This window comes from Comamonas sp. 23 (genome assembly GCF_049601575.1).
GTDB classification, from domain to species: domain Bacteria; phylum Pseudomonadota; class Gammaproteobacteria; order Burkholderiales; family Burkholderiaceae_C; genus Comamonas; species Comamonas squillarum.
Genome location: NZ_CP187127.1, coordinates 187,011 through 201,784, shown reverse-complemented (window position 1 = coordinate 201,784; position 14,774 = coordinate 187,011). Strand labels below are relative to the sequence as shown.

The 14,774-nt window shown below is 65.5% G+C and carries 14 protein-coding genes; 9 read left to right on the top strand and 5 right to left on the bottom strand.

Annotated features, from left to right (window positions below; all coding sequences use genetic code 11):
* Positions 1–25 precede the first annotated feature (25 nt).
* From ACPEE1_RS00805 to ACPEE1_RS00775, 7 genes are all read left to right on the top strand, one after another.
* Positions 26–994 carry a Bug family tripartite tricarboxylate transporter substrate binding protein gene (locus ACPEE1_RS00805; protein ID WP_116925352.1) on the top strand — a complete coding sequence of 323 codons (969 nt, stop codon included), beginning with the start codon at positions 26–28 and terminating at the stop codon, positions 992–994.
* 5 nt (positions 995–999) lie between these two features.
* Positions 1,000–2,067: a mandelate racemase/muconate lactonizing enzyme family protein gene (locus tag ACPEE1_RS00800; protein ID WP_260718556.1), complete on the top strand. Its 1,068-nt coding sequence runs from the start codon at positions 1,000–1,002 to the stop codon at positions 2,065–2,067.
* Between the two features lie 79 nt (positions 2,068–2,146).
* The gene (locus tag ACPEE1_RS00795; RefSeq protein WP_423934969.1) at positions 2,147–3,172 is read left to right on the top strand and encodes a Bug family tripartite tricarboxylate transporter substrate binding protein; all 1,026 of its coding nucleotides are present in this window, start codon (positions 2,147–2,149) and stop codon (positions 3,170–3,172) included.
* Between the two features lie 4 nt (positions 3,173–3,176).
* Positions 3,177–4,031, top strand: coding sequence for an alpha/beta fold hydrolase (locus ACPEE1_RS00790; RefSeq protein ID WP_423934968.1), 855 nt, complete (start codon positions 3,177–3,179; stop codon positions 4,029–4,031).
* A 33-nt stretch (positions 4,032–4,064) separates the two neighbouring features.
* Positions 4,065–5,033: a LysR family transcriptional regulator gene (locus ACPEE1_RS00785; protein WP_116925355.1), complete on the top strand. Its 969-nt coding sequence runs from the start codon at positions 4,065–4,067 to the stop codon at positions 5,031–5,033.
* Between the two features lie 76 nt (positions 5,034–5,109).
* Positions 5,110–5,685, top strand: a complete 576-nt coding sequence (locus ACPEE1_RS00780) for a carboxymuconolactone decarboxylase family protein (protein ID WP_182344362.1) — start codon at positions 5,110–5,112, stop codon at positions 5,683–5,685.
* The gene (locus ACPEE1_RS00775) at positions 5,682–6,497 is read left to right on the top strand and encodes an amidohydrolase family protein (protein ID WP_116925357.1); all 816 of its coding nucleotides are present in this window, start codon (positions 5,682–5,684) and stop codon (positions 6,495–6,497) included. Before ACPEE1_RS00780 ends, ACPEE1_RS00775 begins: the two co-directional genes overlap by 4 nt.
* Positions 6,498–6,534: 37 nt before the next feature.
* On the opposite strand, the gene ACPEE1_RS00770 is transcribed toward ACPEE1_RS00775, so the two are convergent.
* The gene (locus ACPEE1_RS00770; RefSeq protein WP_116925358.1) at positions 6,535–7,320 is read right to left on the bottom strand and encodes an enoyl-CoA hydratase/isomerase family protein; all 786 of its coding nucleotides are present in this window, start codon (positions 7,318–7,320) and stop codon (positions 6,535–6,537) included.
* Positions 7,321–7,712: 392 nt separating this feature from the next.
* Between ACPEE1_RS00770 and ACPEE1_RS00765 the strand changes: the two genes are divergently transcribed.
* Positions 7,713–8,540 carry a Bug family tripartite tricarboxylate transporter substrate binding protein gene (locus ACPEE1_RS00765; protein ID WP_423934967.1) on the top strand — a complete coding sequence of 276 codons (828 nt, stop codon included), beginning with the start codon at positions 7,713–7,715 and terminating at the stop codon, positions 8,538–8,540.
* Positions 8,541–8,681: 141 nt separating this feature from the next.
* On the opposite strand, the gene ACPEE1_RS00760 is transcribed toward ACPEE1_RS00765, so the two are convergent.
* From ACPEE1_RS00760 to ACPEE1_RS00745, 4 genes are all read right to left on the bottom strand, one after another.
* Positions 8,682–10,403, bottom strand: coding sequence for an FAD-dependent oxidoreductase (locus ACPEE1_RS00760; RefSeq protein WP_423934966.1), 1,722 nt, complete (start codon positions 10,401–10,403; stop codon positions 8,682–8,684).
* Between the two features lie 42 nt (positions 10,404–10,445).
* On the bottom strand, positions 10,446–11,933 hold the full coding sequence (locus ACPEE1_RS00755) for a polyamine aminopropyltransferase (protein WP_052330132.1): 1,488 nt from the start codon (positions 11,931–11,933) through the stop codon (positions 10,446–10,448).
* A gap of 353 nt (positions 11,934–12,286) precedes the next feature.
* Positions 12,287–12,505 carry a DUF350 domain-containing protein gene (locus tag ACPEE1_RS00750; RefSeq protein ID WP_021027983.1) on the bottom strand — a complete coding sequence of 73 codons (219 nt, stop codon included), beginning with the start codon at positions 12,503–12,505 and terminating at the stop codon, positions 12,287–12,289.
* 68 nt (positions 12,506–12,573) lie between these two features.
* The gene (locus tag ACPEE1_RS00745; RefSeq protein ID WP_182344366.1) at positions 12,574–14,133 is read right to left on the bottom strand and encodes a DUF4178 domain-containing protein; all 1,560 of its coding nucleotides are present in this window, start codon (positions 14,131–14,133) and stop codon (positions 12,574–12,576) included.
* 352 nt (positions 14,134–14,485) lie between these two features.
* Between ACPEE1_RS00745 and ACPEE1_RS00740 the strand changes: the two genes are divergently transcribed.
* Complete coding sequence (locus ACPEE1_RS00740) at positions 14,486–14,749, top strand: DUF2061 domain-containing protein (RefSeq protein ID WP_182344368.1); 264 nt, start codon at positions 14,486–14,488, stop codon at positions 14,747–14,749.
* The last annotated feature ends 25 nt before the right edge of the window (positions 14,750–14,774 follow it).

Below are 14,774 nucleotides of genomic sequence, written 5' to 3'. Positions count from 1 at the left end.
ACTGGTGCAAAAGGAGACAACGACCATGCATAGACGTACTTTTGCCAGCCTCTTGGCGGCTATCGGCCCCTTGCTCGCAAGCGGCCACGCGTGGGCCGACAACTGGCCCACCAAGCCGCTCAAGCTCATCGTTCCCTATGCGGCTGGCGGCCCGACCGACGCCATCGCGCGCATGATCGGAACCAAGATGGCAGCTTCCCTGGGGCAGCCGGTGGTAGTTGATAACCGGGCGGGCGCGGGCGGCACCATTGGCGTCGATGCCACCGCCAAGTCGCCAGCGGACGGCCACCAATTTGCGCTGGTCGCGCCGGGCCCGCTGGCCGGCATGCCCAACCTGACGAAAGTACCTTACTCGCTCGACGACCTGGAGTTTCTCACGCTGGCGGCGCGCATACCCAGCGTGATCGTGGTGAACCGCAAGTCCGGTATCACCTCGCTGGAGCAGTTGATTGCCAAGGCCAAGGCCGCGCCCAATACCCTGAACTACAGCTCCGCAGGTGCGGGCACCACGCCGCATATCGGCTTTGAGCTGTTCAAGCAGGAGACGGGCGCAGCCATCGTGCATGTGCCCTACAAGGGCGCGGCGCCTGCCATCAGCGCGGTACTGTCGGGCGAGGTGCAGATGACCATGGTGGATCTGCTTCCTATCTTGCCCTTTGCCGCCAATGGCAACCTGGTGGTGCTGGCGGTCGCGGGCAAGACGCGCGCACCGCAGCTGCCCGATGTTCCCACCACGGTGGAGCTGGGGCTGCCGAATGTGCTGATGGAGACCACCTATGGTCTGATTGCGCCCAAGGGCCTTCCTGCCGGCGTGCAGACCAAGCTGCGCGAAGCAGCCGTAGCGGCCATCAACTCGCCGGAGATGAAGGAGCGGTTTCTCAAGCAAGGCGCGATCGCTGCCACCTCGACGCCAGCGGAGTACCGCAGCCTGATGCAGGCCGAGTCTGATAAATGGCGCGGTGTGATCACCAGTGCGAAGATCACGCTGGACTGAACGCGATGAAGATTACCCACGCTTTGGTCAAGCCCTGCATCCAGGGGCTGGCTGATCCGCAATGGAAGTTTGCACGCGCGCAGGTGCCGCGCCTTGAAGGGGCGGTGCTGCAGCTGCAGGACGAGGACGGTCACATCGGCCTTGGCTATGTGCATGCGATACCCGCGATCTCCACACATGGCGCCGGCGCGCTGGCGGCGTTGGAGTTCCTCGCGCCACGGCTGATCGGTCGGCGTGCCGACGACATCGCCTCCATCATGGAAGAGGTGGATGCCACACTGGCCTTCAACCCCACCGTGAAGGCCGGCATCGATATGGCCCTGCATGACCTGCTGGCACGCCGCCTGGGCGTGCCGGTGCATGTGCTGCTGGGTGGCAAGATGCGCGATGGCGTCGCGCTGTCGCGCATTCTTCCAATCAAGTCGCCTGACGAAATGGCGGCCATCGCGGCAAGGCTGGCGGGCGAAGGCTATTCGCAGCTCAAGCTCAAGCTGGCGGGCGATACGGTGACCGACATCCAGCGCATTGCCGCCGTGCGCGCGGCAGTGGGGCCGCATGTGGCGCTGACGCTCGACCCCAACCAGTCGTACCACGCCAAGCAGCTGATCAGCGCGTTCTCCAAAATGGAGCGTTATGACATCGCGCTGATCGAGCAGCCCGTGCCTGCGGCCGATATCGCCGGGTTGGCCCTGCTGACGCGGACGCTGCCGGTGGCCATCGAGGCTGACGAGAGCGCGCAGAGCGTGCGCGATGTGTTCAGGCTGGTATCCGAACGCGTGGTGGATGTGATCAACCTCAAGGTCACCAACCTTGGCGGGCTGCGCCACTTCCTCGAAGCCGTGCGTATCTGCGAGGGCGGCCAGGTGGCCTGCCGCATCGGTGCGGCGTTCGGGCCGGCGCTGATGCAGGCCATGGCACTGCAGGCGGCATGCATTCCAAAGGCGCTTCCCTATGCCTGCGAGCTGTCTGAGCATCTGCATCTGCAAGACGACCCGTTCACGCCGCTGCCAGTGCAAGACGGCATCCTGACACTGCCCAAGGGGCAGGGCTGCGGCGTGGGCTGGCGTAGCTGAGACTGCGCGAAAGACCACCCCAGACGGTAGAACCCAGATTGCCCGGTGGCAGGGTTTCAATAACGAGGAGACAGCCGGCATGACATTTCCGCAAAACTTGGCTGCGCCTGCGAGCGCTGCCGCAGGCATAGGCCGACGCCCGTTGCTGCTGGCGCTGGCGGCAGCAGCGCTGTACGCCGCTGTGCCGTCCCTGGCAAGGGCTGAAGGCTTTCCCGACAAGCCACTGCGGCTGGTGGTGCCCTTCCCCGCCGGTGGCGCCGCTGACATGATGGCGCGCGGCATGGCGCAGCGCTTGGGATCCGAGCTGGGACAGCAGGTGGTCGTTGAAAACCGTGGAGGCGCTGGCGGCGTGACTGCTGCGGAGCTGGTAGCTCGTGCGCCTGCCGATGGCTATACGCTGTTTTTTGCCACCATGGGCACACAGGCCATCAACCCGGCGCTGTATGCCAAGCTGCGCTACGACCCGGTCAAGGACTTCGCGCCGGTGGCGTTGACGCACACCACCCCGCGGGTGCTGGTGGTGGGCGCGGCGGTGCCGGCGCGCAGCGTCAAGGAGCTGATTGCGCTGGCAAAAAGCAAGCCTGGCGTGCTGACCTACGGCTCGGCTGGCAACGGCAGCTCCAGCCATCTGTCGGGTGCGCTGTTCGATGACCTTGCCGGGGTGAAGATGGTGCATGTTCCGTACAAGGGCAGTGCGCCGCTGCTCACCGATGTGCTGGCTGGCCGGGTCGACATGACCTTTGACTCCTACACCGTTTACGAAGAGCAGATCCGCAGCGGACGGGCCCGCGCGCTGGCCGTGACATCACGTACCCGGCTCAGTTCGCTGCCGGACATTCCCACGCTGGCCGAGTCGGGGCTGGCCGGTTACGACGTCTCGAACTGGCTGGGCGTCATGGCGCCAGCCGGCACACCCAAAGGCGTGATCGACAGACTGAATGCCGCGTTGGTGCGTGCCATGGCCACGCCCGAGCTGCGCAAACAGCTCACCCAACTGGGTATTGAGCCGACCTCCAGCAGCCCCGAAGAGTTTGCCCAGCTGGTGCGCAGCGAGATTCCCAAGTGGCGCAGCATTGTCAAGCAGTCCGGCGCGACGGTGGATTGATGCCATGAACGCGACGATCCCCCCAGCGGTGCTGCACTGCCGTGAGATGGTCTGCACCGGTGATGGCGAGATCGATGTAGTGATCGATGCTCCGCAGAACGGCGTGGGCCCGGCCATCGTGCTGCTACCGTCGTCGCAGCGCGATTCGCTGGATTTCGACCCCCTGGCGCGGCAGCTGGCGCTGCTCGGTCACCGCGTGCTGCGGCCCCAGCCACGCGGCATGGGGCGCACCACGCTGCCCGTCAGGCAGCTCACACTTCACGCGCTAGCGCAGGACGTGATCGACACCGTAGAGGCGCTGGGCGGCGGCAGCGCAGTGCTGGTCGGCCATGCGTTTGGCCATTTCATCGCGCGCGTGGCCGATATGGACCACCCGCAATGCGTGCGCGGCGTGGTCGTAGCGGGGGCCGCAGCGCGGGTGTTTCCGGCAGGCATGGCGGAATCGCTGGACATCGCCTCCGACCCCAGCCAGCCCGATGCCCTGCGCATCGCCCATCTGCAGCGCGCCTTCTTCGCCGCGGGCAACGACCCCAGGGCCTGGCTCGAAGGCTGGCATCCCGAGTTGCGTGCGGTCTACCGCGTGGCGGGCACGGTGCCGGCCAAGGACCGCTGGTGGACGGTGGCCAATGCGCCGCTGCTGGACCTGCAAGGCGCTCAGGATCCCTGGCGCCCGCTTGAAAGCCGCGGCGAGCTGCAGAACCTGCTGGGCGCGCAGCGGGTGACGGTGCAGGTGATCGACCAGGCCAGCCATGCGCTGGTGGTGGAGCAACCCGTCGCGGTGGCTGGCGCAATCGCGCGCTGGATGGCCCTGCTGCCGGAGGGGGGCGCAAGCAGCGCGGGCGCAGCACATGGGGTTTAATCAGCCATTGTCCTGATGCCTCTTTCCGATTCCATGTGCAGCGCTAAAGCCACCACACTCCAGCTCGACATCGCCTCCAACCTGCAAAAATGGCGCACGTTTTTGGCCATTGCCGAGCTTGGCAGCTTGACGCGGGCCGCGCTTTTTCTCGACAGCAATCAATCCCTGCTGAGCCGCCAACTGAATGCGCTGGAGCGCGACTGCGGCGCGCGGCTGTTCAACCGCACCGGGCGCGGCGTGACACTGTCCGATGTGGGCGAGCGCATCTTTCCCCATGTGAAGAACCTGCTGGCGGATGCCGAGCAGCTCGAAGTCGAGATCCGCGGCGAGGCGCGCGAGCCCGCCGGGCGTGTCACGGTGGGCTCCCTGCCCTCCATCTCCGGACCTATCGTCGGGCGGCTGTTCCAGCAGATCAGGGCGCAGTTTCCTGGCATCCACCTGAAGATCCTCGAAGGCTCGAGCGGCCAGGTCGAGGAATGGCTGGCCGATGCGCGCGTGGACATCGCCATTCTCTATCGATACAGCCATGCGGTGCCCGAGCAGGAGCAGGCGCTGGCCAGCGTGGAGAGCTTTCTGATCGGTCCGGCAGGCGATGCGCTGACTTCGGCACCAGAGGTGAACTTTTCTGCGCTGCACGATCTGCCCTTCATCTTGCCCGGTGCTCCCAATGGCCTGCGTACGACCTTGGATGCGCTGGCGCGCCAGGAGCACATGAATCTGGTCCCTGTCATCGAAGCCGATTCGCTGCCGCTGATGCGCTCTCTGGTCGCCCAGGAGGGGCTCTACACCGTGCTACCGATCCATGCCGTCTGGAGCGAGGTGCAAGACGGCAGCCTCAGCGCCGCGCGCATCGTCAATCCTCCCCTGCAGCGCATCGTCTCCATGGTCTTTGCCCGCAACAAGGGCCCGGGCCGCGCGGCGTCAGCCGTGGCGCGGCAGATCGCGCAGATCGTCGATGAACAGGCGCACGCCGGCATGTGGCGATCCACGCTGCAGGCATAACAGCTTTGCCGGCTGCAGGGGGGTGAGACGGCCGGGATGCATGGTGAAATCCATGACCTGCATACGAAGGAGACCCATGCCCCGCATTTCCCTACCCGCCCCAGAGAGCATGTCACCCGCTCAGCGCCAGGTCTACGACAAGGTCGTGTCCGGCCCGCGCGGCAAGATCGAGGGCCCGCTGCGCGCGGCGCTGCACAACGCCGAGTTGGCCGACTGCTGGCAAGCCCTCGGTGCGCTGCTGCGCTACCGCACCAGCCTGACGCAGCGGCAGTCGGAGATCGCCATCTTGGTGACGGGTCGCGCCTGCCAGTCTCCCTTCGAGTGGTATGCGCACCGGCGCGAATCGGAGAAGATCGGCATCGAGGTCGATATCCTCGAAGCCTTGCTGGCCCAGACGCCGCCGCCCTTTCGCGCGCCGGAGGAGCAGCTGGTGTACCAGTTCGCGCTGGAGCTCAACCAGCAGCGCTCGGTTTCGGATGCCACCTACGCGGCGACGCTGGAGGTGTTTGGCGAGCGCGCTGTGGTGGAGCTGACGGCGCTGGTCGGCTACTACACCATGGTGGCGATGACGCTCAATGCCCACGAGATTCCGTTGCCCGAAGGCCAGCAGCCGGCATTCCCCTTGCCCCAACACCAAGGAAATAGGCCATGAGCGATGCGATCACCCGGGGCTGGGACTGCCACGCCCACTTGTTCGGCCCCTACGCGCGCTATCCGCTGAACGAGGACCGCAGCTATACGCCACCCGAAGCCCTGCAGGCCGACTATCTGGCGCTGCTGGGGCGCCTGGACCTGACCCACGGCGTGCTCGTGCAGCCCAGCGCCTATGGGGAAGACCACCGCTTGCTGCTGGACACGCTCGCCGCCTTGCCGCAGCTGCGCGGCGTTGCCGTGCTGCGCCCCCATGCCGCGGAGCGCCTGCGCGGGCTGCGCGCGCGTGGCGTGCGTGCGGCGCGCTTCAGCCAACGCAGCGCCAGCGGCAACTTCGCCGGTAGTGCGTCGTTGCAGGATCTGGAAGACATGGCTGCTACCTTGGCCAGCGAAGGACTGCATGCCGAGCTGTGGACCGACTGCCAAGTGCTGCCCGATATCGCGCCGCGCCTGCGCCAGCTGCCGGTGCCGGTGGTCATCGATCACATGGGCGGTTTCGATGCCACCGCGGGCGTGGATGCGCCCGGCTTTCGCCAACTGCTGTCTTTGCTGGAGGAGGGCACGGTGTGGGTCAAGTTGTGCGCCTACCGCAACGTCTTAGGCGATGCCGACCTGGAGCGTGCCCGGCCGTTTCACGACCTGCTGCTGGAGGCCAACCCCGAGCAGCTGGTATGGGGCAGCGATTGGCCGCACCTGCGTGTGACGCCTGAGCCCGATGCCGGGCAGCTGCTGGAAACCTTCAAGCAATGGTCCGGGAGCGACACAGCGGTGCGCCAGGTGCTCCAGGACAACCCGACGCGACTCTACGACTGACGAGGTGGGGGGGGCGCGCCATGCGCGCCGCCTGCGCTCAACGCCCGGTGAAAACCGGGGCGCGCTTTTCCTTGAACGCGAGCTGCGCTTCCTTGGCATCGTCGGTCTTGGCAATCTGCGCTGTCATGTCCTGTTCATAGCGGTAGCCATCGCGCAGGCTCATGTCCTCGACCACATTCATGGTGTGCTTGCCCATGCGTGTCGACACCGGGCTTTTGGAGGCGACGACGGCCGCCAGCTTCATCGCGGTGGGCATCAGCTCTTCGGGAGTGGTGCAGGCCAGAACGATGCCAAGGCGGTACAGCTCGGCGCCGGGCATACGGTAGCCCGTGAGCATCATGTGGCGCAGCTGGGTATGGTTGAACAGCCGCATCGCATGGCGGCTGCCGCCGAGCAAACCCACATCCACCTCGGGCAGGCCCAGCGATGCCTTGTCCGAGCACAGCAGCAGGTCGGACGATGCAGCCATCGCCAGGCCTGAGCCAAGCGCCACGCCATTGATCGCACAGATCACCGGCTTGGCGCATTCGCGGATCGCATGGAAGCACTCGCGCGTGCGCCGCGAGTGCGCCAGCAGGTCCCCGGGGCCTTTGATGACATCGGCCCGGCCCTTGAGATCCGCGCCGGCGCAGAACACTTTGCCAGCCCCCGTGAGCACCACGACGCGGACCTCGTCCATTTCCGAGACCCGATCCAACGCCCAGGTCAGCTCGTCATTGAGCGTGCGCGTCAGGGCGTTCACCGGGGGGCTGTCGAGCGTCATCACGGCAATATGGTCGCTCACCTCCACGCTCAACTGCGTCAATTCTTTCCAGTCGCTCATGTCTCTTCTCTTGGTGATGGCAAAGGATCAGTCTATCCAATGCCCCCCTGTGCCAGCCAGCTCTGCAGCATCACTTCTGCTATGCGCATTGGAGCGATGCAGGCACCGCCGCTATGTCTCGGGATGCATGCCAGCCTTGCCGCAGCTTGGCTGGTATTGGGCTGTGCTGTGCCTACACTCGGAGCAGTGCTGGTCCGCCGTGGCAATACAGCGCATAAGAAATGGAGAGACATCAAATGCAATGCAAGAAATTCATCGCCGGATTCGCTTTGGCCGCTGTGGCAGTGACTGGAGTGCAGGCGGATGAGGGCCCGGGTGGCTACCCGAATAAGCCCATCCGCCTCGTTGTGCCTTTCCTGGCAGGCGGCGCCACCGACCAGATGGCGCGCGGTATGGCGCAGAAGCTGGCAGAGGCGCTGGGGCAGCCGGTGATCGTGGATAACAAGGCTGGCGCAGGCGGGAGTATCGGTGCCGAGGCTGTTGCCAATGCCCCCAAGGATGGCTACACGCTGCTGTACTCGACGATGGGGGTGTTGACCATCAATCCCAGCCTCTATCCCAACCTCAAATACGATCCGGCCACCAGCTTTGCGCCGGTGGGCCTGACGCATGTCACTGCCAACCTGCTGGTGGTGAATCCGCAGGTGCCCGCAAAATCGGTGGCCGAGCTGGTGGCGCTGGCGCGCAAGAAACCGGGTAGTCTGAGTTTCAGCTCTGCGGGCAACGGCACCAGCAGCCACCTGTCGGGCGAGCTGTTCAAATCGATCGCCGGGGTGGACATGCAGCATGTTCCCTACAAGGGCAGCTCAGCCGGGCTTCCCGACCTGATTGCTGGGCGCATCGACATGACTTTCGATACCGCGTCGCTCTTTGGCGAGTACACCAGGAGCGGCAAGCTGCGCCCGCTGGCGGTGACGTCACGTGAGCGCATGCCGGCCATGCCGGAGGTGCCGCCCATGGCTGAGACTGCAGGCTTCAAAGACTATGACGTCTCGCTGTGGCTGGGCGTTTTGGCGCCGGCCGGGACCTCTCCGGAGATCGTGTCCTACCTCAACCGTCAGTTGGTGAAGGTGATGCGCGAGCCGTCGATGGAAAATTCACTCAAACCCTACGGCATCCAGCCGCTGTACAGCAGCCCGCAGGAGTTTGCCAAGACCATCGCCCAAGACCGCAAGAAATGGGAGGCGGTGGTCAAGTCGGCAAAAGTCCAGGCAGATTGATCGGGACGCCTCGCGTCCGGTAGAAGAACCCCTGCTTTTTTTGTGAGCAAAGGAGCTTACCAGCGCCTGCTGCATCTCAGCCATGCGCTTCACTTGCCGGCGTGAGGCATGGCTCCCAATGTGCATGCGCAGCTGCCTCCATCACCCCCGTACCGCTGCCGCCCCCGCATACAACCCCCGCGTAAACGCCTCCTCAAACACCGAATACCCCGACCAGTCGCTGTGCGCAAAATGCAGGCGGCCGGTGCTCGGGGTGGGTAGGGCTTGGAGGCGTTCGCCGTTGATCCGCGCTGGGCGCTTGGCGCTGGTGGCGGGCTGGCCGATGCGGCTCAGCACGGTTTGGGTGCCGGGGCGGGGAATGGCCATCGCGTGGCCGTAGCGCATGACCTCGACATGGGTGGTTTTTTCGTAGATGTCGGCGTGCGCGCGGGCAAGCGTCGCCAGGGTTTGGTCGCGGGCGGCTTCCCAAGTTTGGGCCAGCAGTTGCTGGCGGGCGCTGCGGGCGCTGGCGCCAGGCGCGTTGCCGCCCAAGGCGCGGTAGCAGGTCAGCACCGTGGGCAGCTGCTGCATGGCATTGAGGCGCTGGTGACCTGCGTTGACGTAGCCCAGGCCGCCGTGGGCCACATCGTCGTACAGCACATTGTCCCAGGCCAGTTCGGCGCCGGGGCGGTCGCGCAGTGGGGCGCGGATATGCACATTGGTCACCTGCCAGGGTGCCCAATCCAATGCCTGCACGGCGGCGCGCAGAAAGTCGGGCGGGTCCTGCACCACATGGGCCGCGATAAAGGTCGGCAGCGCCACGATACAGTGCGCAGCCTGCCAGCGCTCCATGCTTTGGCTCGCGTGGTTGAAGCTGTCGATCTCCACGCCCTGGCGCGTCTCGGCGATCCGCATCACCGTGTGGCCGCTGTGCAGCCAGCCGGCGGCCTGCACCGGGGCGCTCAGCTGCTCGCTGAGCCAGCCATTGCCCTGCGGCCAGGTCAGCACGCTGTCGTGCGCGTCGTCTGGCATGCCCGGGGCCTGAAAGCCGTGGCGGCTGGCAAAGTAGTGCAGGCCCGCCCAGGCCGATACCTGGACGCAGCCGGCGCCAAAGTCGTCCTGGCAGGCATAGTCCAGATACCAGCGCAGGAGCGGGTCGTCCAGCTGGTGCTGGGCCAGCCAGGTGTCAAAAGGGATCGCATCCAGCGCCTGGTGGGCGGGGGCCAGGCCGCCTTGGGCCTGCCAGCTGCGCATCACCGGCATGCTGAAGGGCTGCGCGCGCATGGCGCTGTCCACCAGCTGGGCAAAGCGCTGGTACTGGGGGATGGTGCTGGCGGCCACGTCCTGCGTGGGCAGCAGGCCTTCCTGCCATTCGCCATGGATAAAAAGGCGCTCCTGCGGGCTAAAGCACAGGTACTCGTCCTTGTACTGCCAGCGGCCAGCTACGCGCTGGCGCACACCCAGTTCTTCCAGCAGATCCTGCACCTCGGGCGCGCTGTCGCCAGGTACCGGCACGTAGTGGGCGCCCAAGGGGCAGCGCAGGCCCTGCACCGTGCCGCCACGGCTGTTGCCGCCGGCCTGGTCTTCCAGCTCCAGCAGGGCCACATCGCTGGCGCCTGCCAGGCGCAAGGCGCGGGCGGCCGATAGCGCGGCAATGCCGCCGCCGGCAATCAGCACCTGCACGCGGTGGGTACGGCTGGGCGCGGGCAGCGGCAGGCCTTGTGCCAGGCGGTCGCGCATCGCATGGCCGCGCTCCCAGGCCTGGCCCACAAAGCCGCCTTGGATATGGGCTGTGCTGGTGCTGGGTGGCGCGGGCTTGCAGCCGGCCAGCGCGCTGCTGCCAGCCAGCGCCGCGGCGCCTTTCAGGACGGAGCGGCGCTGCATCACTGGGCGGTCCGCAGTGGGCAAGGGTGGCAGGCCATCATGTCAGTGCGCCACCTTGCCCCATTCGCGCTCATAGGTGTGCACCAGCACCTGGTTGGACAGGCGGTTCACCTCGGTCGGCACCCGCGCCATGTCGGGCGGAAAGTCAAACAACAGCGGCAGGCTGGGCAGGCTCAAAAAGCGCATGCCTTCGGGCAAGGTGGTCGGCAGGCTCCAGGGGCGGCGGCTGGCAATCACAAAGCCCCATTCGCCAAAGCTGGGCACATGGGCGTGGTAGGGCGTGGCCTGCATGCCCACCGATTCGACGGTGGTCACCACGGTCCAGAAACTCTCGCGCGCAATCAGCGGCGAGGTGGTCTGGATCACCGCAAAACCGCTGGCCGCCAAATGCTGGCTCAGCATTGCGTAGAAGCTGTTGGTGAACAGCTTGCCCACTGCAAAATTGGTCGGGTCGGGGAAGTCCACGATGATCACATCGAACACCTCGTCGGCCTTCTGCAGCCACTGGAAGGCATCGGCATTGATGATGCGCACCTTGGGGTCGTTCAAGGCATTGCTGTTGAGCGCCTGCATGCTCGGCACGTTCTGGAACAGGTCGGTCATCTGCGGGTCCAGCTCGACCAGGGTCACCGATTCGACCGAGGGGTACTTGAGCACTTCGCGCACGGCCATGCCGTCGCCACCGCCAAACACCGCCACCTTGCGCGGCGCGCCAAAGCGGCTCATCACCGGGTGCACCAGGGCCTCGTGGTAGCGGTATTCATCGCTCTGGGCAAACTGCAGGTTGCCGTTCAGGTACAGGCGCGCGCCGCGCTTGCCCTGGGTCACCACAATGCGCTGGTAGGGCGTCGTGCGGGTCAGCACAATGGGCTCCTGGTAGAAGTGGTCCTCGGTCAGCGACGTCAGCCGCTCGGCGCCCACCAGGCCGCCCAGCAAGGCGGCAATCACCAGGCCGCAGGCCAGCACATGGCTGCCAAAGCGGCGCAGCTCTTCCTTGAAGAGAAACAGCGCCCATACTGCTACCAGCGCATTGAGCAGGCCAAACACCAGTCCGGTGCGGATGAGGCCCAGGTGCGGCACCAGCAGAAGCGGGAAGGCCAGCGACACCGCCAGCGCGCCCAGGTAGTCAAAGGTCAGCACTTTCGATACCAGATCGCGCAGCACCACATTGCGCTTGAGGATGCGCATGACCAGCGGTATCTCCAGCCCCACCAGGGTGCCCACCACCAGCACCGTGCCATACAGCATCCAGTGGAAGGCGCTGGGCACATAGGCGTTGATGATGGACAGCACGGCAGGCAAGGCCCCGCCCACCAGCGCCACCATCAGCTCGATGCGCAGAAAATGCGCCGGCAGCTCGCGCACCAGGTAGCGCGACAGCCAGGAGCCGATGCCCATCGCAAACAGATAGGTGCCGATGATGGTGGAGAACTGCAGCACCGAATCACCCAGCAGGTAGGACGCGAGCGCCGCTGCGGCCAGCTCGTACAAGAGGCCACAGGCCGCCACCACAAAGACGCTGAACAGCATCGCCACTTCCAGCGGGCTGGCGCGCCGCACGCCGCTTTCCGGCAGGGCGGCGTGGCCAAACTCCAGCGCGTGATCGCTGCCTAAAGCGCCATCGGGGCGCGGGCTGGGCGATGCTGGGGGGGAAGCGTTGGCAGAGGGGTTGTCAGGGCTGGAGGTCGACACGGGCGAACAGTGCAGGGACGGTGCCAGGCGCGCGGGCACCAGCAGCGTGGGCTAACAGGAAAAAAGGGCCAATCGCCCGCGCAGATGCCAGGCGCTGCAGCAGCGGCCATCCGTGGCCAACAGCGATCATCAACGGGCGACGGCGGTAGTGGCCATGCCAGCCGCAGCAGCTGGCGTGGCACGAACAGGCGCTAGCCGATGGCCGCTGCCACGATGATGCTGATGCCCAGGCTCATCGCCGCCACCACCACGCCCAGCGCGAGGTTCTGCTTTTCCACAATCTCGGCCCACATGTCCACGGGGGTGATCTTGTCGATGATCAGAAAGCACAGCCAGAAGACCACCACGCCCACCATGGCGAACAGGATGGAGCCAAAAAACGCCGCAGGGCGGAACCATTCCAAATCCATCACAACTCTCTCCTTCGTCAAATGCGCGCCCGGGTTGGGCTCTGCGCAGTGCTGTTGCCAGCCATTGTTTATTTGTGGCTGCCGCCGGAGCTGTAGCCACCCCAGGAACCGCTCGACGACCGGCCGCTGCCCGTGCTGGTGCTGCACTTGCTCACATAGGTCGGGTCGGCGGCCAGTTTGCGCCGCTCCAGCGCAGTATCGCAGCCCTTGGGCCACAACCAGATCAGCAAAAAGAACAGCAGGAACAGCCCAATGATGATGGGCATGCAGCCCAGCTTGGGCACCGTAAAGCTGCTGGTCTCGGGCTTGAACAGCGCCAGCTGGTCGCTCATGCCAAAGGCGGCTGCGACCGACTCGGGCGTCATCTTGCGGCCCAGCGACCAGCTCAGCTCGCGCGCGCTTTGCTCCAGGTTCAGCAGCTGCGCGCCATCCTTGCCACGGGCAAAGTCCACATTGTCGGTCTTGTCGCCCCGGGCCACCGGCCAGTAGAACTCGCCCAGCACATAGGTGGTCTCGGCGCGGTAGCGCGATTGCAGCTGGTAGGTCTGCTGCTTCCAGGTCGCCGTGCTGCGCCCTGCGCGGTAGTCGGGCGCGCCGGTCAGCGTCTTGACCAGGCTCCAGCCTTCGCTGCTGTTGACCAGAAACTGGAAGCCCTGCTGGCTGTGGTAGAGCAGGTACTCATCCCAGCCAAAGTACTCGTCGTCATCGGGTTCGATCCCCATGCGGTGCTGAAAGCCCACCAACTGCCATTTGCTGCCGGCCAGCGTTGCTATCTTGCCCAGCGGCACCAGGGGCTTGACCGGGTCTTTCTGCATCGCCGCGCGCAGCTCGCCGCCAATGCCTTGCGAGACATCGATGAGCGAGCCGCAGCTCGGGCAGGTGAGGGCCTGGGTCGTGTCCAGCTTGATGTCGACACGCGCCGCGCAGCGCGGGCAGTTGAAGTGCCGGCCCTGGTCCTTTTTGGTGGACGTGGGCCGCAGCCCTGCAATCTTGAGCGAGCCCAGCAGCACCGGCGCGCCCAGGTAGACGGCAGGGGGCTGCTCGCTGTAGTCGATGGACAGCACCTTGTCGTCTTCGGTGCGCAGCTCCACCACGGTAAAGGGCTTGCCCAGCTCGGGCTGGTGCGGCATCTCGCCCTCGGCCGCCATCAGCTGGGCCAGCACCACGCTGGTCACGCTGTACTGCACGCCGCTGATCGCAATGCGCTGGCCCGGCTGCCAGCGGTCGGCGGGGGGCAGGTTCTTGGTGGGGGCCTGGCTCGCGCGGCTCAGCACAAACTGGCCGTTGTCCTCGCTGATGACGGCGGTCTCGCCGCTGTCGCCCAGTGCCAGCCATTCGTTCCAGCTGCCGGTCTCCCCCTTGTACTGCAGCCGGCCCACCAGGCGAAAGCCCTCCGGCTTGCCCTGGCTGCCCTTGGCAAACTGGCCGGTCTGGTTCAGCTTGAGCGGGCTGTAGTCGTTGAAGACCTCGGCCATCTTGCCGATGCGCTTCAAGATATCGCCATTGCGCACGATGGAGCTGTGGCAATACGGGCAGACGGCGAAGGCGGACTGGGCGCTGGCAAATTCCACAGGCGCACCGCAACCCGGGCAGGGTGCCGTATAGCTGCGTTGCTGGTCCGTCGTCATAGGTCGTCTGGCTTGTTATGGAGGTGTTATTACGTCGCCCGGTCGGCAACCGCACCGCATCATAGCGCAGGCCTTGGCGCGCGGGCCGCCTGCCCGTGACGGCAGGTATTGCGCTGACCTATGCTGTTTTTAGCGAGGATTCATTGGCCTTTGCCATTGCTAATAAATATCATTTACAGCACTGTCATTGATTTAGGGCCGCTAACACGACCCAGCAAACCAAAGGTTTGCGGTTGAGACTAGGCGCCAAGCCGCAGACAGTACAGTAGTACGGCAAGGCTTGGCGCGGCCGGCCAGGCAACGACGTATCAAGGGTTGTGTTAGTGGCCCTCATTGCAAGAAAGAGCCCGCCATGTCCTCCCTCCGCCGCAGCCTGCAGAACAACCGCCAAACCCTCAAAAAGACCGCCAGCTACTACCTGATCCACATCACGGTGGCCGCGATGGTGGCCTATGCCGTCACCGGCAACCTGATTGCCTCGCTCACGTTGAGCTTGCTCGAGCCCACGGTGCAGGCCTTTGCCTTTTTCTTCCATGAAAAGGCCTGGCAGCGCTGGAATGCGCGCTCGGCTGCCGTGCCTGCCGAAGCGCAAGCAGCCTGGCGCACCACCTCCTGACAGGACCGACGGGATGTGAGACAGT